Here is a 25792-nt window from a genome sequence, read left to right as displayed (position 1 = left end):
ACTTAAGGAATAGCTTGCGCATTGCGCCGCGAAGTGGAGGCGACTCGCCCCGCGGCGCGATTCTTTGACAACTGAATCGTGCAAAGACTGCGAAACGAAGCCATTGCGGCGACGAGAAAACGAACCCAAGGGAGACGTAAATTCTTCCGAGAAATCGTGTTACGGTCGGAATTGTCGGTCGAGGTCCGGGAATCGGAAAACGAACCCAACGGCGCCGGCGGGATGGGGTGAATCCGGCCGGCGGTTGGCGTCCTCTGTCGATGGCGTCTGCCCCACCGGCTTCAACCCATCTGGTGGCGGAAGTCGGCGAAGAGGTACTGGCTGTCGTGGGGGCCGGCGGAGGCCTCGGGATGGTACTGGACGCTGGAGACGGGGAGGCGGCGGTGGCGGAGGCCTTCGAGGGTCTGGTCGTTGAGGTTGGTGTGGCTCTGCTCGACGTCAGCCGGCAGGGTGGACGGGTCGACGGCGAAGCCGTGGTTCTGGGTGGTGATCTCGATCTTGCCCGTCCGGTTGTTGCGGACCGGGTGGTTGGCGCCGCGGTGGCCGAACTTCAGCTTGAAGGTCTTGCCGCCGAAGGCCTGGCCGAGCAACTGGTGGCCCAGGCAGATGCCGAAGATGGGGATCCCGCGGGCCTCGGCCGCGTCGCGGATCAAGGCCTTCAGGGTCGAGACGGCCTCGACCAGGGGCTCGGGGTCGCCCGGGCCGTTGGAGACGAAAATGCCGTCGGGTTGGTGCTCCATGATCGCCGCGGCGGGGGTCGAGCCGGGGACGACGGTGACCCGGCAGCCGGACTCGACCAGGTGGCGCGGGATGTTCCACTTCATGCCGAAGTCCATCGCCACCACGTGCGGCAGCCGGTCGGGCTGGGGCTGGACCGGGTTGGAGGGGTCGATGACTCGCTTGGCGAAGGGGCTCTCGAACCCGGGCGACCAGGTGGAATGCGTCCGGGGCATCACCTCGCGGACGAGGTTGCGGCCGACCAGTCCGGGGCTCTTGCGGGCCTTGTCCACGAGCGACGCGTCGTCGAGGTCGACCGAGGAGAGGATCCCCTTCATGGCCCCGCGCTCGCGGGTCAGGCGGACGAGGGCGCGGGTGTCGATGCCTTCGAGGCCGGGGACCCCGTGGTCGGCGAGGTAGTCGCCCAGCGCACGCTCGGCCCGGTGGTTGCTGACGACCCGGCTGAGCTCGCGGACGACCAGGCCGCGGATCCAGGGCTGGCCGCTCTCGGCGTCCTCGGCGTTGATGCCGTAGTTGCCAATGAGCGGATAGGTCATGGCCACGATCTGGCCGTGATAGGAGGGGTCGGTGACGATCTCCTGATATCCGGTCATGCTCGTGTTGAAGACGACCTCGCCGTCGACCTCCGCGGGTGCCCCGAAGGCACGCCCGGTGAACACGGTCCCATCCTCGAGCGCGAGCTTGGCGATCTCCATCGGCGTGGTCGTTCCCGTTCAAGTCGCCCCGCGTGCGTGCCCGTCGGCCCGGTTTTCGGCGCGCGCGGACGCGCCGATGGGCGAAATTCGTCACGCCGATTGTAGCGGCATGCGGCCCCGATCGTCCAGCGAGAACGGCGCATCGGTTGCGTGAGGGAGCCCAAGGGCGGCGAGGTTCGCCCTCACGGTCGGGCCGCGGGGCATGCCGTTGTCTTTTGACGACCGGGGTGTCCATAATGAAGATTAATTGACGGCCGAAGCACCGTCAGCACCGAGCGACGCATCGAAGGGCGGGGCATGCCGGAAGTCACGATCACTCTGGGCGGGCAGGATGAAGAGTTCGCGGTCTTCGGCAGCCGAGACCAGAATTTAAGGCAGATCCGCGATGCCCTGGGCGTCAAGGTCACGGCGCGGCACGGAGAGATCCGCGTCGAGGGCCCTGAGGAAGGCGTCGAGCGAGCCAAGCGCGTGTTCGACGGCCTGCGCGACACCTATCGCCGGCGGAAGGCGATCAGTTCGGGCGACGTCGCCGAGGCGCTCGACGCGATCGTGAACGCCACCCGAGACTCCGCCGGCGGCGGCCCCGTGGAGATCCGCGAGGGCTCTCGCTTGGTCCGCGCCCGCACCGACGGCCAGGCCCGCTACCTCTCGGCCTTGCGCGACTATGAGCTGGTCTTCTGCGTCGGCCCCGCGGGCACGGGCAAGACCTATCTGGCCGTGGCCATGGCCGTCTCGCTGCTGCGAAAAGGGCGGATCAAGAAGATCGTCCTGGTCCGCCCCGCGGTCGAGGCCGGCGAGCACCTGGGCTTCCTGCCGGGTGACCTCGAGGCGAAGATCAACCCCTACCTGCGCCCTTTGCTCGACGCCCTGCACGACCTGATGGATTACGACCAGATCCGCCGGTATACGGGGCACGACCTGATCGAGATCGCGCCGCTCGCCTACATGAGGGGGCGGACGCTCAACGATGCGGTCATCATCCTGGACGAGGGCCAGAATGCGACAATCGGTCAGATGAAGATGTTCCTGACCCGGATGGGCCAGAATGCCAGGATCGTGGTGACCGGCGACGTCACCCAGGTGGACCTGCCGTCGGACACCCCCAGCGGGCTGGCCGACGCGGTGGATCGCTTGAAGGATGTGCCCGGCATCGGCATCGTGACGCTCAGCCGGTCGGATATCGTGCGTCACCCGCTGGTGCAGGCGATCGTAAACGCATACGAGTCGACCGACGAGCTTCGCGGGGATCAGCAGGGCGTTCCGTTCGGTGCGAACGATGGGCCGTCTGCCGCGGTGGACGCGGCGGCCGTCCCTGCCTCGGAATGAGGCGAGGCGGCCCGGGGGGCGGACGCGACGCCCCGAGGGCCGACGAAGCCGCGCCGAAGCCGGCGCGGCACATTCCGGCGCGGGACGGGCCTCGGCCCGTTGACCGCGCGAGTGGATGACACCGTTCCATGAGCTTTGGTAAACGTCGGACCAGATCCACCCGGGCCCAGTTGAGGCCCGCCCGCCCCATCGACTCGCAGCAAGGCCTGATCGCCCGCCGCCGCGATCGCCTGGCCCGCGCCGCCGTGCTTGGCGTCGCCGTCCTGTGCACCGCCGCGCTGGTCAACGGCTCGGGGCCGCCGTTCACTTACCGCCTGGGCCAGCGGCCCAGCCGCGAGCTGCGCGTCAACGTCGAGAAGTTCGAGCGCCGCAACCAGATGAGGGCCAATACCGAGCGGCAGATGGAGGCCGACAAGGTCCCCCCCGCCATGGTCAACGACCCGTCGCCCATCCGCGACCTGGCCGACCAACTCGAAGACTTCGTCGACGCCGTCGCCGCGGCCGACTCCCTGGATAGCCTTCCCCCCGCCGTGCAACAGGCTTGGAAGCCGACGGAAGTCTCCTTCCGCCTGATCAAGGACGCCCTGGCCAAGCCCGGCGCCCGCGAGGGGCTGACCGGCCGGCTCGCCCGCGCCTTCGCCCCCGCCGTCCGGGACGGCGTGCTCGGTCCCGAGGCCCTGCCCAGGACCGAGGAGGCCAGCCGGACCCTCTCCATCCGCGACGCGGGGGCCGCCGCGGGGCCGCCCAGGCCCGTCCCCCGCGAGCGCGTGGGGCCCGAGCGTATGGCCAGGCTCGACGGCCCGCTCGCCCGCGAGTTCGCCGCCGCCTTCGACGACCCCGCGCTGGGGCACGCCCTCTTCGGCCTGGTCGCACCCCGGTTCGCGGGAATCCCGACGCTCACCTTCGACGGGCCCCTCACCGAGCAGCTCCGCGAGGCGGCCCGCAACTCGGTCAGGGATGTCTATGACATCTATCGCCGCGGTGACGTCCTGGTCGAGCAGGACCAGGAGATCGGCGAGGAGCAGATCATCCTCCTGCGGATGGAGCACGACAAGGCGGTCTCCGAGATGCCCCCCTGGGCCATCCTCAGGCGCGCCGGCTCGGCCGTGGTGATGGTCGCATCGCTCTTTGCCCTGGTCGGCTATTACGTCCATCGCAATGAGCCGGCCGTCGACCGCGACCTGGGACGCGTGGCCTCGGCCTGCGGCCTGGTCGTCTTGGCCATGGCTCTGGTGCGCCTACTGGCGACCCAGACCTGGGACGCAGAGCTGGTGCCGGTGGCGCTCTCGGGCATGATCGTCGCGGTGGCCTATAATCCGCATTTCGCCATGATGATCACGTTTGCCCTCTGCGTGATGACCAACCTGGCCATGGGCTCCGGCATCGGCCACTTCATGGTGCTGATGGGTGGGACCGTCGCCGGTGTGCTCACGCTCAACGAGGTGCGCACCCGGACGAAGCTCATCAAGGTGGGCGCCACGTCGGCCCTGGGTTACTTCATCCTCACCTGGGCTACGGGTCTCTGGCAGAACCAGCCGACCCCCCTGCTGGTGCAAGACAGCCTCTGGCGCGCGGGCTGGGGCCTGATGGGCGGCTTCTTCCTGGGCGGCAGCCTGCCGTTCATCGAGGGGGCCTTCGGCATCGTCACCGGCATCAGCCTGCTGGAGCTGGGCGACATCACCCACCCCTTGCTGCAAGAGCTGGTCCGCAGGGCGCCCGGCACGCACAACCACTCGGTGACGGTGGCCACCATCGCCGAGGCCGCCGCCGAGCGCATCGGCGCCAACGCCCTGCTGATCCGCATCGGGGCCTACTTCCACGACATCGGCAAGATGCTCAAGCCGCACTACTTCATCGAGAACCAGACGGGCATGGCCAACCGCCACGCCAACCTGGCCCCGGCGATGAGCACTCTGATCATCATCGGCCACGTCAAGGACGGCGCCGACCTGGCCCGCCAGCACCACCTGCCGCAGAGCATCATCGACCTCATCGAGCAGCACCACGGCACCACCCTGGTCGAGTACTTCTACCGCGAGGCCACCCGCCGGAGCGAGTGCGACCCCGACGCCGCCGACGTCCTGGAAGGGCTCTTCCGCTACCCGGGCCCCCGCCCTCAGAGCAAGGAGGCGGGCATCCTGATGGTGGCCGATGCCGTCGAGAGCGCCAGCCGGACCCTCTCCGAGCCCACCCCTTCGCGCATCGAGGGCCTCGTCAGCGAGATGATCGACAAACGCCTGCGCGACGGCCAGTTCGACGAGTGCGGCCTCACCCTCCGCGAGATCGCCGAGATCCGCGACAGCCTCATCAAGTCACTCATCGGGATCTACCATGGCCGGGTCAAATACCCCCAGCAGCGCACCGCCTGAACCGGCGGAGGTGCCCGGCCCAGGTTCCGGCGCATCGATTCGGGTCGAGGTCAGCAACACTCAGGCGCACTTGCCCGTCGACCCAGACGGCCTGGCCCGGCTAGCACGCAGGGTGCTGGTCGGCGAGGGCGTCGACTTGGCCTCGATCTCGATCGTCGTGGTCGACGACCCGACGATCCGGTCGATCAATGCGCGGCACCTCCAGCACGACTGGCCGACCGACGTGGTGACGTTCCCGCTGTCTGACCCCGACGAGACCGAGCTCTGCGGCGAGGTGGTCGTCTCGGCCGAGATGGCGGCGACCACGGCGCAGCAGTCGGGCTTCAATCCCTCCGACGAGCTGGCCCTCTACGTGGTCCACGGCCTGCTGCACCTCTGCGGCCTGGACGACACCGACGACGCCTCGTCCGCGTCAATGCGCCGGCGCGAGGGCGAAGTGCTTTCGGCCCTGGGCCTGGTCAACACATTCCCGCTGGTGGGCCGGCCTGCGCCGGACTCGCTCGCGGGACGGGGGGGCTCGCGGTGGCCGGAATGAGCTTCGGCCTGGGGATGCTTCTGGGCATCTCCGGCCTGATCGTCCTTTGGACCTCGGTGGCCCTCACCCGGGCGCTGCGAACCTACTCGGTCAGCCGCCTCGAGGAGATCTGCACCCGCCGGGGCCGGCCCGCCCGCGCCTCCGCCATCGACCACAACGACGTCCGCACCGAGCGCAGCGTCGGTGCCCTGTCGACGATCGCTGCGCTGGGCCTGGCGGCCTTGCTCGGCGCGCTGGTGAACCTGCGGTCGGGCGTGCCGCTGGGTCGGTTCCTGCCCGTCGTGGCGCTGGGCGTCGCGGCGCTCGGGCACCTGGTGGCCGAGGTCGTCGGCCGGCTCTATGCCGAGGACGTCCTCGACCGGCTCTGGCCGCTGACCGGCCCGCTGCGCGTCCTGATGAGCCCGATCACGGCCCTCTCGCTGGGGGTCGAGAAGCTGGCAACTCATCTCTCGGGCGCCTCGGCCTCCCCCGCGCGGCCCCCCAGCGTCGAGGTCGAGATCCACACCCCGATGGAGACCGGGGAAGACGGCGAGGCCGACCTGACCGACTCCACCCGCGCCCTGCTCGAGCGCGTCGTCGAGCTTTCCCAGCGCGACGTCTCCGAGATCATGACCCCGCGCTCCAGGATCATCGCCCTGCCCGCCGACGTCTCGGCGAGCGTCGCCGCACGCCTGTTCGTCGAGTCGGGCCGCACCCGCATCCCGCTCTTCGGCGAGAACCGGGACGACATCGTCGGGGTCCTGCACGCGAAGGACCTGCTGACCCGGATGATCGACGGGGGCATCGACGCCACCAACCCCAGGATCCTGGCCCGCCCGGCCTTCTGCGTCCCCGAGACCAAGGAGGCCGACATCCTGCTCGACGAGATGCGCGCCCGCCGGACTCACATGGCCATCATCCTCGACGAGTACGGCGGCGTCTCCGGCCTGGTCACCATGGAAGACCTCATCGAGCAGCTCGTCGGCCCCATCGACGACGAGCACGACACCCCCCCGGTCGGCGACCAGATCGAGGATGTCGGCGAGGGGAGCTATCTTGTCGACGCCACGCTCGACCTGGAGCGGCTCAACAACAAGCTGGGCATACGCCTGCCCACCGGCGGAGACTATCAGACCCTCGCCGGCTACGCCTTCTACGCCTTCGGCCGCGTGCCCGAGGTCGGCTCGACCTTCCGCGCCGGCGACGCCGAGCTGACCGTCGTCGAGGTCATCGACCACGCCATCCGCCGCGTCCGCATCGACCTGTCCGGCCCCCGAACCAACGGCCATGCCGGCTGAAGGACGCAGGGCCCGGCCGGTCAATCGCTCCCGTCATCCTCCGTGGAACCGAGGTGAACCGTGCCCGCCGTCCGTTCGCTGGCGTTGGTGGTGCGGTCCGTGGAGGTCTTCGAGACCAGCCTAGTGGTGACTCTGTTCACCCGCGAGCTGGGCAAGGTCGGGGCGCTGGCCAAAGGGGCGCGGCGGCCGAAGAACGCCATGCAGGGTGCCCTTGACCTGCTGGGTGTTTCCGATATCGTGCTGCTGCACAAGTCGTCCGATGCGCTCGACCTGGTCACCGAGGCCTCCCCCGTGGAGCGCTTCGGGCCGCTCCGACGCGACCTGGCGGCCCTGTACTCGGCGTATTACATCGCCGAGCTTCTGGGCGAGCTGACCGACCTCCACGATCCACATCCCAGGCTCTTCGACGCGGCGTTGGTGACCTTGCGGCACCTCGGCGACCCGGTGCTGCGCTCGCGCCGTCTGGCCCGCTTCGAGCTGGCCTGCCTGCGTGAGCTGGGACTGATGCCCTCGCTGGACGCGTGCGCTCATTGCGGGAACCCGGTCGAGACGCGTCACGACTCGGACGTCGTCGCCTTCGGCCTGGCCACCGGCGGTGTGCTCTGCCCGTCTTGCCGGCCTGGTGTGGCGCACGTCGCGACGCTCTCGGGCCGGACGCTGGATGCCTTGCGGGCCCTGTCCGGGCCGGGGTCCGACTGGCGGACGCTGGACGACAGCCCCAGGACGCTCGGACCGGTCCGCTCGACGCTCGGCGCGGTCGTCAGCCACCTGCTCGGACGCCGACCGCGGCTCTTGCCCTATCTCGGAGCCTGATCTCGATGGCGAATGCCCAAGGACTGAGGACGCCGGAACTGACGCGGGACGCCGCGACGACGGGCCCCGCCCTGGCCTTCGCCCTGCTGGCCGCCTTCTCGGCCGCCGGCTGCCAGGGCATCGCCGAGGGGCCCATGTCGCGCTGGCGGGCCGCCTACGACCACACCCTGGCCAAGCCCATCACCGACAAAGAAGTCGGCGATGAACGTTCGCTGATGAAGCGATGGCTCAGCCCCAGGACGCCACCGTCGACGACCGAGGCCGACCCCGTCGGCATGGTCAAGGGGCGCGAGGGCTGGAAGCCCGCCGTCGTCGAGGCCGATCCCAAGGCCGAGGCCGAGTTCAAGGCCGCCGAGGAGCTGTTCCAGCGCGGCGAATACGCCAAGGCAAAGCCCCTCCTCGCCTCCATGGCCAGGGCCCGAAAGGGGACCCCCTGGGGCGAAAAGTCCCAGTACTATCTGGCCGAGACCAAGTACCAGATGGCCGACTATGTGGGTGCCCACAACGAGTATGAGACGCTCGTCATCACCTACCCGGGCACCGACTATCTCGACGCCCTGGTCAAGCGCGAATATGCCATCGGCAACTACTGGCTCTCGTCCAACGACGCCGAGGCTTACAAGGCCATGCCGATCAACTCGCGCATGACCGGCAGGCTCCCGCTCGTCGACGTCAACGGCCATGCGATCCAGGCGCTCGAGCACGTCCGCCATCACGACCCCACCGGGCCGCTCTCGGACAAGGCCCTCCTGCGCATCGCCGACCACTACAAGGCCTCCGGCGAGTATGAGCTAGCCGCCATCCACTATGATCAGCTGGTCACCGACCACGCCAAGAGCGACCTCGTGCAGAAGGCGCAGCACGAGAGCATCGACTCGAAGGTCAAGGGTTATGTCGGCCCCGAATACGACGCCACAGGTCTGGAGCAGGCCCGCGCCACGATCCGTCAGACCCGCGTCGCCTTCCCCGAGAAGATCGGCGAGACGTCGGAGCTGAGCCACACCCTCGACCTCATCAACGACCAGCGGGCCGAGCGCGACTTCAGGACGGCCAAGTTCTACCGCAGGACCGGCCATCCCACGGCCGCCGAGTGGTACTACAACAAGGTCGTCCAGCTCTGGCCCGACAGCGACTGGGCCGCCAAGTCCAAGACCGAGCTGGTCACCCTGGCCAAGGTCCCTCGCAAGGAATCGCTGCCCAGCAAGATCATGACCCTGCCCGGCAGCACCGATCCCCTCACCGGCGGCGTGGGCGGCGGCGGGCTCACGGGCGGCATGAACAGCCCCAACGGCGGCGCCTCGACGTATTGATCGGGATGGATCGGATCACGCGGCCGAGAATCGGTCCAAGGAACAAAGGACGCGGGCGCACGGGCGCCCGGCCCGCAAGGAGGGCCCGACATTGAATCGTCCCAACCGCCCGACCCGTCGCGCCCTGCTCGCACTCGGCCTCTCGATGGTCGCCGGCTGCGGCTACTCGGTCCGCCCGCCGTTCGACAAGTCGATCCGGACCATCTATGTGCCGGTCTTCCGCTCTGTCACCTTCAAGCGCGACGTCAACTTCCAGCTCACCGAGCTGGTCAAGAAAGAGATCGCCAACCGCACCCCCTTCAAGCTCGTCAATGACCCCGACGCGGCCGACACCATCCTCGACGGCGAGGTGAACTTCGCCGACAAGAACCTCATCGTCGAGAGCCCGTTCAACCTCCCGCGACTGCTCAACGCCGTCATGACCGTGTCGGTCAACTGGACCGACAACCGGGACAATCCCGACAAGAAGCCCGTCCCGCCGGCCCTCATCTCCGAGGCCGTTAACTTCGCCCCCGAGCTGGGCGAGACCGCCGAGACCGCCTTCTACAAGGTCAACCAGAAGCTGGCGATTCAGATCGTCGGTATGATGGAGCAACGCTGGTGAGACTCGGGCCGGTGTCCGGCGCCCGGACACCGACCGCCGCCAGGCCGGGGCCACCCCCCTGCTCCATCCCGACGGCGAGGACCGATGTCGCGCATCGACCTGACCACGACCCTGCCTCGGCCGATCCCCGAGGACCGAAGCCCCTGGATCGTCGGTGACCGCATCATCTCGGCCCCCGGCCGCGCCGCCGTTATGGGCATCGTCAACGTGACGCCCGACAGCTTCTCCGACGGCAGGCCGGGACGGTCGCTGGATGCCTCGATCGAGCACGCCCTGAGGCTCGTGAGCGAGGGTGCCGACCTCCTCGATATCGGCGGCGAGTCGACCAGGCCGGGGTCGGCGGGGGTCTCGCTCGACGAGGAACTCTCGCGCGTGATCCCGCTGCTGGACGCCTTGCGCGGCAGGCTGAATGTCCCCATCTCGGTCGACACCAGCAAGGCGGAGGTCGCCAGGAGGGCACTTGACGCCGGCGCGGCGATCATCAACGACATCACGGGGCTGGCGGGCGACCCCGAGATGGCCTCGCTTTGCGCCGCTCGCGGGGCCGGCGTGGTGGTGATGCACATGCAGGGGACGCCCTCGACGATGCAAGTCAGTCCCCACTATGATGATGTCGTGGCCGAGGTGCGGGGCTATCTGGCCGGCCGGATCGACTACCTGATGGGGCTGGGCCTGCCGCGCGAGCGGATTGCCGTCGACCCCGGGCTGGGGTTCGGCAAGACGTTCGAACAGAACCTGGACCTCTTGCGGCAAACGTCCAGGTTTGCCAGCCTGGGATGTCCCGTGCTGGTCGGCACGTCGCGGAAAGGGTTCCTGGGAACCCTGACGGGCCGGCCGGTGTCCGAGCGTGCGGCGGCCACCGTCGCCTCGTCGCTGGCGGCCATCGCGCGCGGGGCCCAAATCGTCCGGGTGCATGACGTGGGGCCGATGGTCGACGCCATCAAGGTCTGGGCGGCCATCGAAGGCCACGTTGGGGAAGGTTCCAGATGATCGAGCACGACTGGGTCGCGAAGCGCCTGTTCCACGAATGCAGGGCCATGGCCGAGCAGGCCAAGGTGGCCTCCAAGGCCATGCGCATCGTGAAGGGGCAGGCCAAGAACACCTGGCTGAAGCGGGCGGCCGAGGCCCTGAACCACCGCGCGGCCGAGATCCTCGACGCCAACTCGATCGACATCGAGGAAGCTCCCGGCCGGGGCCTGAACGCCGCCGCCATCGACCGCCTATCGCTCGACCTGGGCCGGATCGACAAGATCGCCGCCTCGCTGGCCGAGGTCGCCGCCCTGCCCGACCCGATCGGCGAGGCCGTCACTTCCAGCAAGCGGCCCAACGGCCTGGACGTGACGCAGGTCCGCGTCCCGCTGGGCGTCGTCTTCATGATCTACGAGAGCCGGCCCAATGTCACGGTCGACGCCGCGGCGCTCTGCATCAAGAGCGGCAACGCGGCCATCCTCCGCGGCGGCAAGGAGGCGCTCCACTCGAACACCGCGCTCTATCGGATCCTGGCCTCGGAACTCGAGCCGAGCGGGCTGCCGCAGGCCGCCGTCCAGCTCGTCCAGACCGTCGACCGCCACGCCGTCGGCCACCTGCTGGGCATGGCCGACTGCATCGACCTGGCCATCCCGCGCGGGGGCGAGAGCCTGATCCGCCGGGTCGTCCAGGACGCGACCATGCCCGTCCTGAAGCACTACCAGGGGAACTGCCACCTCTACCTGCACGCCGACGCCGACGCCGAGACCTCCGTGCGCATCGCGGTCAACTCCAAGGTCCAGCGCCCGGGCGTCTGCAACGCCCTGGAAACCCTCCTGATTCACCGGGACGCCGCCCCGACCCTGCTGCCGATCGTGGCGAATGCCCTTTCCGCCCTCAAGGTCGAGCTGCGCGGCGACGACCGCGCTCGCGAGATCGTCGCTTCGATGACCCCCGCGGAGCCGGCCGACTGGGACACGGAGTTCCTCGACCTGATTCTCGCGGTGAAGGTGGTCGAATCGCTCGACGACGCCATCGCGCACATCGGTCGCCACAGCTCAGGGCACACCGAGGCGATCATCACCAACGACCTGAACGCGGCCCGCCGGTTCGTGGCCGAGGTCGACAGCTCGGCGGTGATGGTCAACGCCAGCACCCGGTTCAACGACGGCAATGCGCTGGGGCTGGGGGCCGAGATCGGCATCAGCACCGACAAATATCACGCGCGCGGCCCGTGCGGGCTGCGTGAGCTGACCACGACCAAGTGGGTCGTCTACGGCGACGGCCAGGTTCGCGACTGATCAATCTCGGGGCCGGCCCAGTCCGGGCGGCATCCATTCCGCCCGAAGTCTCGGGACAAGGCCGATCACAGGTCGTGCATCTTCATCATCGCGCCACGGATGGTCAGGTAGATCAAGGCGAAGAATGACAGCCCCGCTCCGATGGGCAGCAACTGCCATTCGGTCTGGCCGTGCTTCAAGTAGATTGCCAGCTCGGCTCCGAGGGTCAGCACCATCAGGGATGCGCTGACGGCCAGGCCGACCCAGAGCCGGGCCGGACGATTCTCCAGCATTTCGTTGGGTACATTGCGGGTGGTGTAAACCATGATATCCTCCAGAAATCCATTCCAAAGTTCATGCGTTTCGACGTGCTCGACAAACCCCCGTTTCGGTCGGGACTGATGTCTGTCGCCTCGCGTCCTCGCGAACTTCTGCCGGTGAATTCGTCTCGCCGGTCTGGATATTATTACGATGCCGGCCACGCTCTCGTTCGCTTCGCGGTTTTAAATCAACGCCCGCCGGCCGATTCGGGCATGCCAAAATAGCGGGGGGCGCGGGGGACGTTCGCCCCCGCGCCCCCCTTCGTTTGATCTCTCAACGCATCCTCAACGCCCCGGCGAGAGGGACCTGGCCTTGCGGACCAGCTCCAGGAACTCGCCGCGATAGCCGTTCGGGTCCGACGCCCGGCTCGACTCCGCCAGCTCCAGCACGCCGCCGTAGGTCAGGTTCCCCGCGGGCGAGCCCCGCAGCAGGAGCCCGAAGCCGGCGACGGCCGACGAGAACTTCAGGTCGTCGCTGGCGGCGGCCAGGTCGCGGCCGTCGTCCTTCACGGTCCGCTCGATGAGCGTGCTCTTGTCCGCGTCGGGGTGCTTGTACCGCAGGCTCACCGTCAGCAGGTCGTCGCTTGCATCGGCGTTGACGACGACCGGCGTGGGGGCGGGCTTGGTGTAGCGGGATCCACTCGCCGGGGCCTCGACGGCCCCTGCGGGGATGATCTCATACAGGGCCGTCACGCCGTGGCCCGCGCCAATCTCGCCGGCGTCCTTGGTGTCGTCGTGGAAATCTTTGTTGGCCATCACCCGGTTCTCGTAGCCGACCAGGCGATAGGACCCGACCTTCGCCGGATTGAAATCGACCTGGATCTTCACGTCCTTGGCGATCGCCACGAGCGTCCCGCCCATCTCCTCGACCAGGACCTTGCGGGCCTCCTGGAGCGTGTCGATGTACGAGTAGTTGCCGTTCCCCTTGTCGGCGAGCTGCTCCATCTTGGTGTCCTTGAGGTTCCCCTGGCCGAAGCCGAGGACGCTCAGGAACACGCCGGTCTTTGCCTTCTCCTCGATCAGCCGCACCAGCGAGGCATCGTCGCTGATGCCCACGTTGAAGTCGCCGTCGGTGCAGAGGATGACCCGGTTGGTCCCCCCCTTGATGAACGTGCGGACGGCCGCGTCGTAGGCGAGCTGGATGCCGCTGGCCCCGTTCGTCGAGCCCCCCGAGGTCAGCACCTCGATCAGCCGGAGGATCTCAGGCTTGCGGTCGCACGAGGTCGGCGGCAGGGCGATGCCTGTCGTCCCCGCATACGTCACGATCGTCAATCGGTCGTTCTCGCCGAGCTGCTGAACGAGCAAGGGCAATGCCGACTTCAGCAGCGGCAGCTTGTTCTGGTCGGCCATCGAGCCCGACACGTCGACCAGGAACACGAAGTTTCCCGGCGGCCGGTTCGCCAGGTCGATCGACCTGCCCTTCAGGCCGATCCTGGCCAGCCTGTGCCCGTCGGCCCAGGGGCAGCCGGCGACCTGGATGTTGACCGAGAAGGCCTCGCCGGGTGCGGGCTGCGGGTCGTTGTAGGAGAAGTAATTGATCATCTCCTCGATTCGCACCGCATCCCGGGGCGGCAACGTATTCTGATTCAAGAACCGCCGCACGTTGGCATATGACGCGGTGTCCACGTCGATCGAGAACGTCGAGAGCGGCTTCTCGGCGGCCTTCACGAACGGGTTGTCGACCACCCGATTGTACTGCTCCTGGTTGGGAGCCGGCTCGACGACCAACAAACCCGGCGGGACACCGGGCGCACTGGGCGGGACGCCCGGGGCAGGTTCTCCAACCCTTTTCGCCTCACGGCCGAACTCCGATCGGGATGTCTGGCCCTGGGTGAACCCCTCCAGGCCAGACTTATCTGCGACCGTGATCGGCAGTTTGCCGCCCATGCCCTGGGCCATGCCGCCCATGCCCTGGCCCATGCCCCCCCCGCTACGCACCTGCCCTCCAGGGGAGTTCTGGCCTGCCTGCGACTCAGCCAGTTTCCTGTCCACAGACTGGAGTCGACCCGCCTTCGCGATCATCCCACGACCGGCCGGTTCGGAATCCTTGGGGGCAGCGGCCGAACTTGCGGTATCCAGCGAGAAGACAGAGTTCGGGTCGATCGGCTTCACGACCATCCCCATCATCTCCGACTTCCCCTCGGCCTGCCCTTGTGCTTGTCCCTGCTGCCCTTGTGCTTGTCCCTGCTGCCCTTGTGCTTGTCCCTGCTGCCCTTGTGCTTGTCCCTGCTGCCCTTGTGCTTGTCCCTGCTGCCCTTGTGCTTGTCCCTGCGAGTTCTCTCTCTGCTGGGGTTGGCTTGCTTGTCCCTGCTGGGCTGGGCTGGCGTCAGCCGGGGCCAACAGAATCGATTCACGAAGCTCGTTCGCATTCAGCTTCCGACCAGGTCTTCGCTCACGCGTTGTGGGGTCTTCACCGCGATTGACCTCCGTGGCCGACGAAGGCTTCGAGTCGCGGTAGGCGAGTGTGTCTCCTAGATCCTTCGCTCGCGTTGGCGTGTTCGAGGCCGACGGGGCTTCCGGCCGCCGGAACACGAGTTCCACGGGAGCATCCGCCTGACTCGGTGGAGGCTCGGTCGGGCCGGGTTCCGCTTCTTCCTTCCGGATTTCGTGGTCGTAGCGGCTGGTGACGCGGGCAACTTCGCCCTCGCTCTCCGCGAGGCCCGCGACGACATCGCCGGCCTGCTTGGCGGCGGGTGCCTGATTACTGAAGCCAATCTCCGGCCTTGCCGCGTCGTTCGCGGCCAATTTGGATTCGTACTCGGCGACCCAGCGGTCGGAGGCAACGGACGACTGATAGGCTACGCGGGTGGTCCACGAGGCCACGCCGGCCAATCCGACGAGGAGGGATGCGGCGGCGGCCAGCCTGAACGCCGGCGAGGTCCACCAGCGGCGCGAACCGTTCGTCGATGGGGCGAAGAGTTCCTCGAGATCGCCGCGATAGGCGACTATCAGGCCGGGGACGGGTTCGGCCTTCAGGTGGCCGGCGAGGAGATCGCCCGTGGCTCGGATCTCGTCCACGAATTGGCGGAGATCGGCGGATTGGGCCAGGGCGGCCTGAATCTCGGCGGTTTCGGCGGGGTCGTCGAGTTCGCCCAGGGCGTAGGCGGTCAGGCGGGGATCGTCGGCATCGAGCGGCATGGTCGGGGCTCCTTTTTTTCGATCAAAGGCGCGCATCGGCCGCCAGGCCGTCGGCGAGCTGTCCGCGAAGGGTCTTGATGCCGACGTGGATGAGGTAGCCCACGTTGGTGACGCTGTGGCCGGAAATCCGGCTGATTTCCTTGTAGCTGAAGCCTTCCTGGAACTTCAGGCGGATGACTTCTCGCTGGTTCTGCGGCAGCCGGTCCAGGAGGTCGACCACCTTGGCGGCGGCCTCTTTGTGCGCGGCGGCCTCGTCGGGCGCCGGTGCGGGGCTGGTGCGGGCCCCGACTTGCAGGTCGGTCAGTTGGGTCATGCGGCTCTCCTTCCTCAGCACGTCGAGCGACCGGTTGCGGCAGACGGTGAACAGCCACTCGGCCAGCCGGGGCTCCACCTCGGCCCGATCCTGGGCGCAGAGGCGCAAGAACGCCTCCTGCACCACGTCGCGTGCCCGATCGGCATCGCCCAGCAGCCTGGCGGCATACCGGGTCAGCGGCCCTTCGAACTGCCGGACGGCGTCGCGGACGAACCCCGGATCATTCATCGTCTGGCCCGTCATCGTCATGCTCGACTCCGGGACGAACCTCGTACAACCCGACCACGCACGGCCCGGGACTTTCTTAGGTCCCGGCCGAATTTTCAAGATGGGCAAACTGCCGGAGCATTGTTCGCCGGCGCCCGGCCCCCTACGATCCTGGGATCGGATCAGCCGCTCGACGACCGATCAAGCAAGGGAGCACCGCCACCATGAGCGTCCTTTACACCACGTCCGTCGAGGCTGTCGCGGGCCGCGAGGGAAGAGCGACCAGCGATGACAAGCACCTTGACGTGACGCTCTCGACCCCCAAGAGCATGGGCGGGGCCGGCGGCGACGGGACCAATCCCGAGCAGCTCTTCGGCGCGGGCTATGCCGCCTGCTTCGGCAGCGCGTTGATGCTCGTCGCCCGCCAGCGCAAGATCAACCCCGGCACGGTCACGATCACCGCCGAGGTTACCCTGAACAAGTACGAAGACGGCTTCGCCCTCTCCGTGGCGCTCAAGGGAACGCTGCCCGACGTCTCGCGCGAGCAGGCCCAGGAGCTGATGGAGGCCGCCCACGAGGTTTGCCCTTACTCCAGGGCCACCCACGGCAACATCGGCGTGAGCCTCTCCGTCGCCTGAAGTCACGGAGGCCCCGCCCCCCGGGTCAGGCCTCGCCGAACAGCCAGAGGGGGCAGTCTCGCCGCACGGCCTCGTTGGCGGCCAACGAGAGCCGGGCGAAGGCCGCGATCTCGGGGTCGTCGGCCACCGCGCCGTCGTGCCCCTGCACCAGTTCTTCCAGGCTCTCGTCGTCGAGCGGCACGCCCCAGCGGCCGGCCAGCTCGGCCAGCTCGCGGCGCAGGGACGGCAGGCTGGCGCAGCGCAGCGGGCCGCCGGCCGAGAGCGTCAATGTCATCGCGTTGACATGCGTGGGTAGGTAAACGCCCCGCCCCTCGCTACCGGCGGCCAGCAGGTTGGGCAGAGACTCGGCGCCCAGCTCGGCGACGGCTCGGCGTTGGAGCGCCGACCAGCCCGTGCCGGCAAGCTCGCCGAAGTGGCGCGGCGGGAAGCCTTCCCAGTCCCCTTCGGCGCCGAATGCATTGTCCAGGGCACCGGCCACCTCCCGGGCGAACCGATCGTCGAATAGCCCCCTCGTCCCTCCCACCGTGAACGACAAGCTCATCTGGATGGCTCCCGGTTACGGATGCGGATGGGCCGCCCCCCGGCACGACGTGCCCCGGGAAGTCTAGCTCGCCAATTTTCAAGGCGGAGGGCCGGCCCGGTCTCGGGGCGGCGGTGGGCGACAGGGGCTGGATTCAACACCGGGGGGGCCGTATCTTCGCTGCACGCGCCGGCCATCCGCGCCACGCCCCAGCGCCGAGTCTCCCCGCTCACATCGGGACTTGTCAAGCCATTGCTCCGAGAAGGCGAATTTGATGCGACCAGCCACCGATGCATTCCGGCCGCTCCTCCTGGTCGCCATCCTCGCCCTCGGGGCCCACGCCGACGACCGTCCGCTCGGCTTCCGCGACAGGCCAGATGCCCTGGCCGCCCAGCGAAAGGCCGAGGCGCGAGCCCTGGACGTCCCCACCCCCGAGGCCGCGCGGCTCCTCCTGCGCAAGCTCACCGAGGAGCCCCACGTCGCCGGCACGCCGGAAGATTACGACACCGCGATCTTCGTGCGAGACCAGCTGAGGGGCTGGGGCTGGAAGGCCGATCTCGCCGAGTACCAGGTACTGCTCAACTACCCGGATCGCGACTTCGTCCAGTTCGCGATCACCAAGCCCGAGCGGATTGAGCTGAAGGTGATCGAGGACTACAACCCCGCCGACAAGGACTCGGGCAGCTCCAAGGTCATGACCGCCTTCCACGGCTATGGCGTCTCGGGTACCGCCGAGGGCCAGGTTGTTTACGTCAATTACGCCCGCAATGAAGACTTCGCGACGCTCGAGAAGCTGGGCATCGACGTCAAGGATAAGGTCGTGCTCGCCCGATACGGCGAGATCTTCCGCGGCCTGAAGGTCTACAACGCACAGAAGCGGGGGGCCAGAGGGGTCCTGATCTACTCCGACCCCGCCAACGACGGCTACGGCAAGGGCGACGTCTACCCCGATGGCCCGTACCGGCCCGGCTCCGCGATCCAGCGCGGGAGCGTCGAATTCCTCTCGCTCGGGGCCGGCGATCCTTCGACCCCCGATGGCCCTTCGATCGACGGCGCTCCACGCCTGCCGATCGACCCGGACAACGGCTTCCCTCGCGTCGACCGCGGGCCGGGTAGCAACCAGGTGAGCCTGAAGGACGACCAGGACAGGGTCGACGCCTGGGAGAAGGAAACCGGCCGCAAGCGTAACGAATACTTCGCCAATATCCCGTCGATGCCCATCAGCTACGACTCCGCCCGGCCGATCCTCGAGAACCTGGGCGGGCCCGTCGTACCAACCGGCTGGCAGGGCGGCCTCCCGCTGGCCTATCACGTCGGCCCGGGGCCGGTGGAGGTCTCCTTCACGCTCAAGATGGACTACAAGATCAGGCCCATCTGGAACGTGATCGCCACGCTGGAAGGCTCCGTCGAGCCCGACCGCTGGATCATGGTGGGCAACCACCGCGACGCATGGGTCTACGGCGCGGTTGACCCCAGCAGCGGCACCGCCGCCACCATGGAGATGTGTCGCGCGCTGGGCGAGGCGGTCAAGTCGGGCTGGAAGCCGCGCCGGACCCTCAAATATGCGAGCTGGGACGGCGAGGAATATGGACTCATCGGCTCGACCGAGTGGGCCGTCCATCACGCCAAGGAGCTGGACGAGAAGGCCGTGATGATGCTCAACGTCGACTCGGCCGTCTCCGGCCCCGACCTCGAGCTGGACGGCGTCCCCTCAATGCGCGACCTCATCCTTCAGGCCGCAAACGGCGTGCGCGACACCCGGTCGAACCGGCCGCTCGGCCAGATCTGGGTCGAGGCCCAGCGCAGGGCCTGGGCCGCCAACTCACCGCTGGCCGAAGGCGAAGAACTGGCCACGGGCAAGCCCGACTCGGCCGACAAGGGTCGGTTCCGCACCGGCGGGTTCCGGCCCGCGATGACGCCGCTGGGCTCGGGGTCCGACTACACCGCGTTCCTCGACCACCTGGGCATCCCGGCGGTGGACGCCAATTTCTCGGGCAAGTACGGGGTCTACCACTCGGTCTTCGATAATTTCTACTGGATGGAACACTTCGGCGACCCCGAGTTCATCACCCACGCCACGGCCGCCAGGCTCTACACCCTCATCGCCATGCGGGCCGCCGGCGCCGACGTCGTGCCGCTGACCTTCACCCCCTACGCCGAGGCGATCCACTCGTATCTGGGCGAGCTGAAGCGGACGGTCGTCCGCAGCCGGAGACTGGCCACGCCCGACGATCCACGGCCCATCAAGGCCCTGGCCGCCCTGGGCAAGGTGCAGGCCGCCGCCGACGAACTGGGCGAGCAGGCCGTGGCGCTCGACGCCGCCACGTCGGCACTCGCCAAGGGCGACGGGGCCGACGATAAGCAGGTCAGCAAGGTGAATGACCTTCTGACGAAGATCGAGCGGGCCTTCCTGCTGCCCGACGGACTGCCGGGCCGCCCCTGGTTCAAGCACGGGATCTATGCGCCCGGAGTGACCACGGGCTACGCGAGCTGGCCGCTGCCGGCCGTGCGCCAGGCGATCGAGGAGAATGACGGCGATGCCCTGGCCGCCGCCGTCCCCCCCCTGGTCGAGCGTCTGAAAGCCGCGACCGCCGCGATGAAGGCCGCCGCCGACGCCGCCGCGGACGACGACAAGAAGTAACCCTCCCTGTCCCGACTCCTCTCCGCCTTCCCCTCCCTTCCCCGTCCGGAAAGGCGAACCACCGCCGATGAGTCGCATGATCAATGCAGAGCAGCCCGGTGGCCAGTTGCCGAGGCTGCTGGGGCCGGTGACCGCCTTCAGCCTCATCGTCGGGTCGGTGATTGGCTCGGGCATCTTCTTCGTGCCGTCGCGAGTGGCAGAAGCGGTGCCTTATTTCGGCGGCATCGTGCTGGCCTGGGTGGTGGGGGCCGCCTTCAGCGCGGCGGGCGTGCTGACGCTCGCGGAGCTTGCCGCGATGCTCCCCGGCGTGGGCGGCCCTTATGTCTACCTGCGTGCCGCCTACGGCCCGGTCCCCGCGTTCCTGTTCGGCTGGGCCGAGTTCTGGGTGGTCCGCGCCGGCTCGATGGCCACGCTCGCCGCCGCCTTCGCACGAGCCTTCGCGCGGCTGGTCCCGCCCCCTCTGGGCCTCTCGCCGGCGCTCTGGCAGATGGGCGTCGCGGTCTCGGCCATCGCCGTGCTCATGGTCATCAACGTGCTGGGCACCGAGCTCGCCGGCAAGCTCGCCGTCGTGGGCACGGCGCTGAAGGTCGGGGCCCTGATGGCCATGATGTCGCTCCCCTTCTTCCTGGGCGGCGCCGACGTTGGCCGGCTCACGCCGATGTGGCCCGAGCACCTGGACGCGTCGTTCTGGAGCGGATTCATGGCCGCGATGGTCGGCATCCTCTGGTCGTACGACGGCTGGGTGAACCTGGCCCCCATGGCCGAGGAGATCCGCGACCCCGGGCGCAACATCCCGCGTGCCCTCATCTCCGGCATGGCCACGCTCGCGTTCATCTATCTGGGGATGACCCTGATGTACCACCTCGTCCTGCCGATGGGAGAGATCACGTCGCTGAAGGGGGGCAACGCGCCCACGCAGTCGGTGGCCGCCGACTACTGCCGGCGACTGCTCGGCGGCAGCGGCGATGTGACGATCACGGTCGTCATCATGGTCTCGATCTTCATCGCCCTTAACGGCAACGCCATGACCGGCCCGCGCGCCTACTTCGCCATGGCCCGAGACGGAGTCTTGCCCGCCGCCCTGGGCCGTGTTCATGCCCGGTTCCGCACGCCGGCCAACGCCGTCATCGCCCAGTGCACCTGGGCCATGATCCTGACGGCGCTGGGCACCCTGCTCATCCTCGGGCCCGCCCCCGGACCCGAGAGCGGCCTGCCCGGCTTCGTCGTCCGGGCCTGGGCCGCCACCAAGGCGGTCCCCTTGTATGATCTTTTGTATACGTATGTGATCTTCGGCGCCACCATCTTCTACATGCTCTCGATCGCCAGCGTCTTCGTCCTGCGCCGGACGATGCCCGACCTGCCCCGGCCCTATCGCACCTGGGGCTACCCGGTTACCCCCGTCGTCTTCGTGGTCGCGTCGCTGATCCTGCTGGGCAACATGATCCGCGAGACCCCGGTGCAGTCGCTCGCCGGCCTGGGCCTGATCCTCCTGGGCCTGCCCGCCTACGCGTTCTTCAACCGGCAAAAGTCGGCCGCCGCACGCCCCGCGGCCTGACCTGACGGGAGCCAATGCCCATGACCCCCGATGACCTCCAGGACCGCCGCCAGTTCGTCCGAACCCTGGCCCTCGTCGCGCCGGCGAGCCTGTTGGCCGCCCCCGCCCCGGCCGACGAGCCCAAGGACGTCGTCAAAACGGACAAGCCCGTCGAGACCGAGGTCGACGCGCGGATGGCCCTCATCATCCAGCGCTACGGCAAGCGGCTCGACGCGGCGGCCCTCAAGAGCGTGCGCTCCGACGTCGAGGATCAGGTCCGCCGCGTCGAGCGGCTCCGCAAGTTCCCGCTCGACAACGGCGACGGCCCCATGCCCGTCTTCACCCCCTATCGGGCCCCGCTCGCTTGATCCGACAGAATCGAAGGGAGACGACGCGGCATGACCGAAGACCTGGCCTTCGCCCCCCTGCCCGCCCTGGGCGCCACGCTCCGCGGCGGCGCGATCTCATCGGTCGAGCTGACCGCCTTCTTTCTCGACCGCCTGGAGAAGCACGGGCCGAAATATAATTGCGTCAGCACCCTCACGCGTGATCTCGCGATGGGGCAGGCGAAGCAGGCCGATGCCGACCTGAAGGCGGGCAAGGATCGCGGGCCGCTGCACGGTATTCCCTATGGCGCCAAGGACCTGCTCGCCACCAGGGGGATTCCCACCACCTGGGGCGCCGCCCCCTACAAGGGACGCGTCATCGACCGCGACGCCACCGTGGTGCGGCTGCTGCGCGAGGCCGGCGCGGTGCTGGTGGCCAAGCTCTCGATGGTCGAGCTCGCCGGCGGCATGGGCTACAAGCAGGCCAACGCGAGCTGGACCGGGCCGGGCCGCAACCCCTGGAAGCCGTCGCAGTGGAGCGGGGGCAGCTCCTCGGGGTCTGGCTCCGCCGTCGCCGCGGGGCTCGTGCCGTTCGCCATCGGCACCGAGACCTGGGGGAGCATCACCAACCCGAGTTCCAACTGCGGCGTCACCGGACTGCGGCCCACCTACGGCCGGGTCTCACGCGCCGGCGCCATGGCGCTCGCCTGGACCCTCGACAAGATCGGGCCCATGGCCCGCACCACGCATGACTGCGCACTCATCCTTGACGCCATCGCCGGCCCCGATCCCGAGGACCCGTCCGCCTCCGGCCGCCCGTTCGCCTATCCCCCGGCCGACACCCCCGCGGGCCCCTTCAAATTCGCCATCCTCAAGGACGGCGTGAAGGCCGCGCAGCCCGAGGTCCGGGCCAACTTCGAACGGGCCCTGGCCGTCTTCAAGGGGCTCGGCACCGTCGAGGAGATCAGCCTGCCCGACCTCCCGTTCTCGGCGGTCATCTCCACCATCCTCAACGCCGAGGCCGCCAGCGCCTTCGAAGAGATGGTCGACTCCGGGCTCGTCGACTCCCTGACCGCTCCCGAAGATCGGATCGGCGGCCTGTCCGATCAGGCGGTCCTCGCCACCGACTACCTCAGGGCCCAGCGCATCCGCGCCCACCTCTGTCGCGCGCTGGACGCCTGGCTTGCGCCGTACGATGCCGTCCTCACCGTCACCAATCCCAATACCGCCCCCGCGGCCGAAGGGCCGTTCAAAGATCCCTTCTCGGCCAAGACCATGGGGGCCCCCGGCAACATCTGCGGGACCCCCGCGCTGGTCGTCCCAACAGGCCTCGACGCCCAGGGGCTGCCCACCGCCATCCAGCTCGACGGCCGTGCCTACTCCGAGTCCCGCCTCATCGCCGCCGGCCTCGCCTTCCAGCAGGCCACCGCCTGGCACTCGGCCCATCCCGAGGTCTCCTGATCTGGATGCATGATCGCAATTCAATTCTTGATTGAATCTCGATCTCTCTTCGCGTGCCCATGTCCCGTTTTCATGGTCGGTGCGTAAGGGACGTGTGACCTCTCAGAGGCCGGTCCGATTGGATGGGCGCCGCCCAGGAACGGGAGTCTCCGACATGAAGCTCACCGCCGCCGACATCGCGAAATACCCCAAATTCGCCCAGTATGTCCGGGTCAAGATCCCCGAGCTGGTCCATGTCAAGTCGGTGATGTTCAACCTCAAGTCCAAGGGGAGCATGACCGATGCCCAGGTGCGCGATGCCCTGCGATGGGGGGCCGAGCCCCTGATCGTCATCACCGACCTGTCGGGCGGCCAGTGCGGGGTTCCCAGCGCCTACGGCTGCACCCGCAGCACGAACCTCCATCAGATCGAGATTGATGAGGGGACCGTCGCCGACTTCGAGAAGGCGCCCTACAGCCTCGGCGTCGGCAAGAATGCCCGGGGGCAGAACGTCTTCATCGTCGGCGTGACGCTCCTGCACGAGCTCACTCACGTGGGCAAATTCCTGAAGGCGGAGGTCGAGGCCACCGAGGCCGGTGCCGACTACGAGATCGGCGCCTACGGCAAGGTCATCCCCTGAGCCGTCGCCCCGTCTCCCGGGCCCTCCCGGATCGGGTCGATGACGTGGTCGGGTACGATCCGACGCTTGCCGAGGGCCGCCTGGTTCCCCTTCCCGGCGCCGACGTGCCGCCTGCGCACGGCGGCACGTCCTCGTCCCTTTCCTGACCTCCGCCTGCGCCGGGGGCCGTCGAAGGTTGACCCAGCGGCCTCCGTTGCCCTACAATACTTCACCTCGAGGCGGCGGACGCGATGCGCGCCCGGCTCGCTCGCTCGGTGGACTCGGTCCGGACCGGATCGACGACGGCGATGGCGATCACGTACTACAAGCGGTTCAGGATGGAGGTCGACCTCGACGGCACCCCGCCGCCGCCGCTTCCGGCGACGTTCGGCTGGGTCGGATGGGACGAGGTGCTCGTCGACGCGCACGCCGAGGTGAAATATCTCAGCTTCCGCGAAGAGATCGATGCCCACGTCTTCCCCTGCCTCGGCGACCGTCACGGCTGTCACCGTCTGATGCGCGAGATCCGCCGCAAGACGGGATTCCTCCCGGCCGCGACCTGGCTGATCTCGGGCCCCGAGGGGTACTGCGGCACCGTCCAGGGGATCATGGACCGCGGGCCCATCGGCGCAATCCAGAACGTCGGCGTCGCGCCGGCCTACCGGGGACTCGGCCTCGGCCGGGCCCTCGTCCGGCAGGCCCTCGAAGGGTTCTATCAGGCTGGGCTCCGCAAGGCCTTCCTCGAGGTCACCGCCGAGAACAACGCCGCCATCCAGCTCTATCGCTCGATCGGTTTCCGCAGGTCCAAGACGGTCTACAAGGCCGTCGACGGATGAGCCGGCGGGAACCCCAAGCACGCGGCCGGCATCGAACAGACGATTTCATGGCGCCGGCCGCCGCCCCAAATGGTTCAGACGCGAGGTGAACGTGCCCGAGGCGCAGGTCAGGCAGCAGACTTATCCTAATGGCCTTGTACTCGTCGCCGAGACGATGCCCGGCGTCCAGTCGGCGGCCTTCACGCTGCTCCTACCCGCAGGCGCCGCCTTCGAGCCCGCCGACCGCGGCGGCATGGCCACCATGGTCGCCGAGTGGGTCACCCGAGGCGCCGGCAGCCGAGATAGCCGCGCCGTGCTCACCGACCTGGACAACCTCGGAGTTAGCCACTCCGTGGGCGCCCAGACCCTGCATACCAGCATCTCGGCCGCCACACTCGGCCGGAATCTGATCCCGGGGCTGGAAATCTTCGCCGACGTGCTCCGCCGACCCGCTTTCGACGAGGCCGAGATCGACCCCATCCGGGCCCTCGCCCTCCAGTCGCTCCAGAGCCTGGAAGACGACCCCGGCAGCCAGGTCATCTACGAGCTCCGCAAGCACCACTTCCCCGATCCCTGGGGACGCCCCGCCCCCGGCACCCGCGCGGGCCTGGAAGCCGCCGGGCCCGATGACCTCCGCGACTTCCATCGCCGGTTCTATCGCCCCAACGGCGCCATCCTCGGCGTCGCCGGGGCCGTCGACTGGGACGACCTGCGTCGCGCCGTCGACCGCCTCTTCGGCGACTGGAAGCGCCAGCCCGAGACCAACGTCCAGGCCAACCCCGGCGGGCCTCGACGTGCCCATCTTCACCGCGACACCCAGCAGATCCAGATCGCCCTGGCCTACCCGTCGGCCACCGTCACCAGCCCCGACTACTATAACGCACGGGCCGCCACCGCCATCCTCGGCGGCTACTCCTCGGCCCGGCTCTTCACCGAGGTCCGCGAGAAGCGCGGGCTCTGCTACTCGGTCTACGCCAGCTACGAGGCCCACCGCGACCGCGCCGCCGTCATCTGCCACGCCGGGACCTCCGCCGATCGCGCCCAGGAGACCCTCGACGTCACCCTCGGCGAAATCGCCCGGATGGCCGAGTCGGGCATCCAGTCCGACGAGCTCGACATGATGCGCGCCGGCCTGAAGAGCTCGCTCATCATGCAGCAAGAGTCCAGCATGGGCCGGTCCAGCTCGCTCGCCTCCGACTGGTTCTACCTCAACCGGGTCCGGCCCCTCGGCGAGATCTCGGCCTCGCTGGACGCCCTCACCCCCGAGGGCGTCAGCGCCTTCGCCGCCTCGGGCGCCTCGCGAGACATGACCATCCTGACCCTCGGCCCCAACCCGCTGGCCGTCCCGCCCGCCGAGGAGGCTTGAAC

At 68.5% G+C, this 25792-nt stretch carries 22 protein-coding genes; 17 read left to right on the top strand and 5 right to left on the bottom strand.

Going from position 1 to position 25792, the window contains the following annotated elements; genetic code table 11:
• Nucleotides 1-281: 281 nt before the first annotated feature.
• The gene (gene carA, locus EP7_RS10880; RefSeq protein ID WP_463527877.1) at nt 282-1433 is read right to left on the bottom strand and encodes a glutamine-hydrolyzing carbamoyl-phosphate synthase small subunit; all 1152 of its coding nucleotides are present in this window, start codon (nt 1431-1433) and stop codon (nt 282-284) included.
• 297 nt (nt 1434-1730) lie between these two features.
• Here carA and EP7_RS10875 point away from each other — a divergent pair, with 297 nt between their 5' ends.
• The 9 genes from EP7_RS10875 to EP7_RS10835 all read left to right on the top strand — a co-directional run bounded on the left by EP7_RS10875 (nt 1731) and on the right by EP7_RS10835 (nt 11934).
• Nucleotides 1731-2759, top strand: coding sequence for a PhoH family protein (locus tag EP7_RS10875; RefSeq protein WP_463527876.1), 1029 nt, complete (start codon nt 1731-1733; stop codon nt 2757-2759).
• Nucleotides 2760-2887: 128 nt separating this feature from the next.
• Nucleotides 2888-5128: an HD family phosphohydrolase gene (locus EP7_RS10870; protein WP_463527875.1), complete on the top strand. Its 2241-nt coding sequence runs from the start codon at nt 2888-2890 to the stop codon at nt 5126-5128.
• 70 nt (nt 5129-5198) lie between these two features.
• The gene (gene ybeY, locus EP7_RS10865) at nt 5199-5663 is read left to right on the top strand and encodes an rRNA maturation RNase YbeY (RefSeq protein ID WP_463527874.1); all 465 of its coding nucleotides are present in this window, start codon (nt 5199-5201) and stop codon (nt 5661-5663) included.
• The gene (locus EP7_RS10860; RefSeq protein ID WP_463528405.1) at nt 5660-6940 is read left to right on the top strand and encodes a hemolysin family protein; all 1281 of its coding nucleotides are present in this window, start codon (nt 5660-5662) and stop codon (nt 6938-6940) included. The genes ybeY and EP7_RS10860 overlap by 4 nt, the downstream gene beginning before the upstream one ends.
• Before the next feature lie 60 nt (nt 6941-7000).
• Nucleotides 7001-7753 carry a DNA repair protein RecO gene (gene recO / locus EP7_RS10855; protein ID WP_463527873.1) on the top strand — a complete coding sequence of 251 codons (753 nt, stop codon included), beginning with the start codon at nt 7001-7003 and terminating at the stop codon, nt 7751-7753.
• Between the two features lie 5 nt (nt 7754-7758).
• Nucleotides 7759-9063, top strand: coding sequence for an outer membrane protein assembly factor BamD (bamD, locus tag EP7_RS10850; protein WP_463527872.1), 1305 nt, complete (start codon nt 7759-7761; stop codon nt 9061-9063).
• A gap of 91 nt (nt 9064-9154) precedes the next feature.
• On the top strand, nt 9155-9667 hold the full coding sequence (gene lptE, locus EP7_RS10845) for an LPS assembly lipoprotein LptE (protein ID WP_463527871.1): 513 nt from the start codon (nt 9155-9157) through the stop codon (nt 9665-9667).
• 84 nt (nt 9668-9751) lie between these two features.
• On the top strand, nt 9752-10657 hold the full coding sequence (gene folP, locus EP7_RS10840; protein WP_463527870.1) for a dihydropteroate synthase: 906 nt from the start codon (nt 9752-9754) through the stop codon (nt 10655-10657).
• Nucleotides 10654-11934 (top strand): glutamate-5-semialdehyde dehydrogenase, encoded by a 1281-nt coding sequence (locus EP7_RS10835; protein WP_463527869.1) that lies wholly within the window; start codon nt 10654-10656, stop codon nt 11932-11934. Before folP ends, EP7_RS10835 begins: the two co-directional genes overlap by 4 nt.
• A gap of 65 nt (nt 11935-11999) precedes the next feature.
• On the opposite strand, the gene EP7_RS10830 is transcribed toward EP7_RS10835, so the two are convergent.
• The 3 genes from EP7_RS10830 to EP7_RS10820 all read right to left on the bottom strand — a co-directional run bounded on the left by EP7_RS10830 (nt 12000) and on the right by EP7_RS10820 (nt 15933).
• Nucleotides 12000-12239: a hypothetical protein gene (locus tag EP7_RS10830; RefSeq protein ID WP_463527868.1), complete on the bottom strand. Its 240-nt coding sequence runs from the start codon at nt 12237-12239 to the stop codon at nt 12000-12002.
• 279 nt (nt 12240-12518) lie between these two features.
• The gene (locus EP7_RS10825) at nt 12519-15371 is read right to left on the bottom strand and encodes a YfbK domain-containing protein (RefSeq protein WP_463527867.1); all 2853 of its coding nucleotides are present in this window, start codon (nt 15369-15371) and stop codon (nt 12519-12521) included.
• Between the two features lie 22 nt (nt 15372-15393).
• Nucleotides 15394-15933 (bottom strand): RNA polymerase sigma factor, encoded by a 540-nt coding sequence (locus EP7_RS10820; RefSeq protein ID WP_463527866.1) that lies wholly within the window; start codon nt 15931-15933, stop codon nt 15394-15396.
• A gap of 182 nt (nt 15934-16115) precedes the next feature.
• Here EP7_RS10820 and EP7_RS10815 point away from each other — a divergent pair, with 182 nt between their 5' ends.
• Nucleotides 16116-16529, top strand: a complete 414-nt coding sequence (locus tag EP7_RS10815; protein ID WP_463527865.1) for an organic hydroperoxide resistance protein — start codon at nt 16116-16118, stop codon at nt 16527-16529.
• 25 nt (nt 16530-16554) lie between these two features.
• Here the strand turns inward: EP7_RS10815 and EP7_RS10810 are convergent, their stop codons facing one another.
• Nucleotides 16555-17070 (bottom strand): hypothetical protein, encoded by a 516-nt coding sequence (locus tag EP7_RS10810; RefSeq protein WP_463527864.1) that lies wholly within the window; start codon nt 17068-17070, stop codon nt 16555-16557.
• A gap of 253 nt (nt 17071-17323) precedes the next feature.
• Here EP7_RS10810 and EP7_RS10805 point away from each other — a divergent pair, with 253 nt between their 5' ends.
• The 7 genes from EP7_RS10805 to EP7_RS10775 all read left to right on the top strand — a co-directional run bounded on the left by EP7_RS10805 (nt 17324) and on the right by EP7_RS10775 (nt 25790).
• A complete protein-coding gene (locus EP7_RS10805; protein WP_463527863.1) occupies nt 17324-19690 on the top strand; it encodes a M28 family metallopeptidase in 2367 nt (788 codons plus the stop codon).
• Nucleotides 19691-19766: 76 nt separating this feature from the next.
• Complete coding sequence (locus EP7_RS10800; protein ID WP_463527862.1) at nt 19767-21245, top strand: APC family permease; 1479 nt, start codon at nt 19767-19769, stop codon at nt 21243-21245.
• 20 nt (nt 21246-21265) lie between these two features.
• Nucleotides 21266-21592: a hypothetical protein gene (locus EP7_RS10795; protein WP_463527861.1), complete on the top strand. Its 327-nt coding sequence runs from the start codon at nt 21266-21268 to the stop codon at nt 21590-21592.
• 30 nt (nt 21593-21622) lie between these two features.
• On the top strand, nt 21623-23011 hold the full coding sequence (locus tag EP7_RS10790; protein WP_463527860.1) for an amidase: 1389 nt from the start codon (nt 21623-21625) through the stop codon (nt 23009-23011).
• A 154-nt stretch (nt 23012-23165) separates the two neighbouring features.
• Nucleotides 23166-23630 carry a hypothetical protein gene (locus EP7_RS10785; protein ID WP_463527859.1) on the top strand — a complete coding sequence of 155 codons (465 nt, stop codon included), beginning with the start codon at nt 23166-23168 and terminating at the stop codon, nt 23628-23630.
• Nucleotides 23631-23917: 287 nt separating this feature from the next.
• A complete protein-coding gene (locus tag EP7_RS10780) occupies nt 23918-24445 on the top strand; it encodes a GNAT family N-acetyltransferase (protein WP_463528404.1) in 528 nt (175 codons plus the stop codon).
• Nucleotides 24446-24536: 91 nt separating this feature from the next.
• Nucleotides 24537-25790 (top strand): M16 family metallopeptidase, encoded by a 1254-nt coding sequence (locus EP7_RS10775; RefSeq protein ID WP_463527858.1) that lies wholly within the window; start codon nt 24537-24539, stop codon nt 25788-25790.
• The last annotated feature ends 2 nt before the right edge of the window (nt 25791-25792 follow it).

The sequence above is a fragment of the Isosphaeraceae bacterium EP7 genome (genome assembly GCA_038400315.1).
In the GTDB taxonomy this organism is placed as follows: domain Bacteria; phylum Planctomycetota; class Planctomycetia; order Isosphaerales; family Isosphaeraceae; genus EP7.
This window is presented reverse-complemented; position numbering and strand designations above follow the sequence as displayed.

What these genes read in the sequence shown, in the direction of transcription:
- EP7_RS10820 (WP_463527866.1), bottom strand. Translation starts at nt 15,933, where the DNA reads ATGACGATGACGGGCCAGACGATGAATGATCCGGGGTTCGTCCGCGAC.
- EP7_RS10835 (WP_463527869.1), top strand. Translation starts at nt 10,654, where the DNA reads ATGATCGAGCACGACTGGGTCGCGAAGCGCCTGTTCCACGAATGCAGG.
- bamD (WP_463527872.1), top strand. Translation starts at nt 7,759, where the DNA reads ATGGCGAATGCCCAAGGACTGAGGACGCCGGAACTGACGCGGGACGCC.
- EP7_RS10805 (WP_463527863.1), top strand. Translation starts at nt 17,324, where the DNA reads ATGCGACCAGCCACCGATGCATTCCGGCCGCTCCTCCTGGTCGCCATC.
- EP7_RS10795 (WP_463527861.1), top strand. Translation starts at nt 21,266, where the DNA reads ATGACCCCCGATGACCTCCAGGACCGCCGCCAGTTCGTCCGAACCCTG.
- EP7_RS10785 (WP_463527859.1), top strand. Translation starts at nt 23,166, where the DNA reads ATGAAGCTCACCGCCGCCGACATCGCGAAATACCCCAAATTCGCCCAG.
- EP7_RS10810 (WP_463527864.1), bottom strand. Translation starts at nt 17,070, where the DNA reads ATGAGCTTGTCGTTCACGGTGGGAGGGACGAGGGGGCTATTCGACGAT.
- carA (WP_463527877.1), bottom strand. Translation starts at nt 1,433, where the DNA reads ATGGAGATCGCCAAGCTCGCGCTCGAGGATGGGACCGTGTTCACCGGG.
- EP7_RS10870 (WP_463527875.1), top strand. Translation starts at nt 2,888, where the DNA reads ATGAGCTTTGGTAAACGTCGGACCAGATCCACCCGGGCCCAGTTGAGG.
- EP7_RS10830 (WP_463527868.1), bottom strand. Translation starts at nt 12,239, where the DNA reads ATGGTTTACACCACCCGCAATGTACCCAACGAAATGCTGGAGAATCGT.
- EP7_RS10800 (WP_463527862.1), top strand. Translation starts at nt 19,767, where the DNA reads ATGATCAATGCAGAGCAGCCCGGTGGCCAGTTGCCGAGGCTGCTGGGG.
- EP7_RS10815 (WP_463527865.1), top strand. Translation starts at nt 16,116, where the DNA reads ATGAGCGTCCTTTACACCACGTCCGTCGAGGCTGTCGCGGGCCGCGAG.
- EP7_RS10780 (WP_463528404.1), top strand. Translation starts at nt 23,918, where the DNA reads ATGGCGATCACGTACTACAAGCGGTTCAGGATGGAGGTCGACCTCGAC.
- EP7_RS10875 (WP_463527876.1), top strand. Translation starts at nt 1,731, where the DNA reads ATGCCGGAAGTCACGATCACTCTGGGCGGGCAGGATGAAGAGTTCGCG.
- EP7_RS10790 (WP_463527860.1), top strand. Translation starts at nt 21,623, where the DNA reads ATGACCGAAGACCTGGCCTTCGCCCCCCTGCCCGCCCTGGGCGCCACG.
- folP (WP_463527870.1), top strand. Translation starts at nt 9,752, where the DNA reads ATGTCGCGCATCGACCTGACCACGACCCTGCCTCGGCCGATCCCCGAG.
- EP7_RS10825 (WP_463527867.1), bottom strand. Translation starts at nt 15,371, where the DNA reads ATGCCGCTCGATGCCGACGATCCCCGCCTGACCGCCTACGCCCTGGGC.
- EP7_RS10860 (WP_463528405.1), top strand. Translation starts at nt 5,660, where the DNA reads ATGAGCTTCGGCCTGGGGATGCTTCTGGGCATCTCCGGCCTGATCGTC.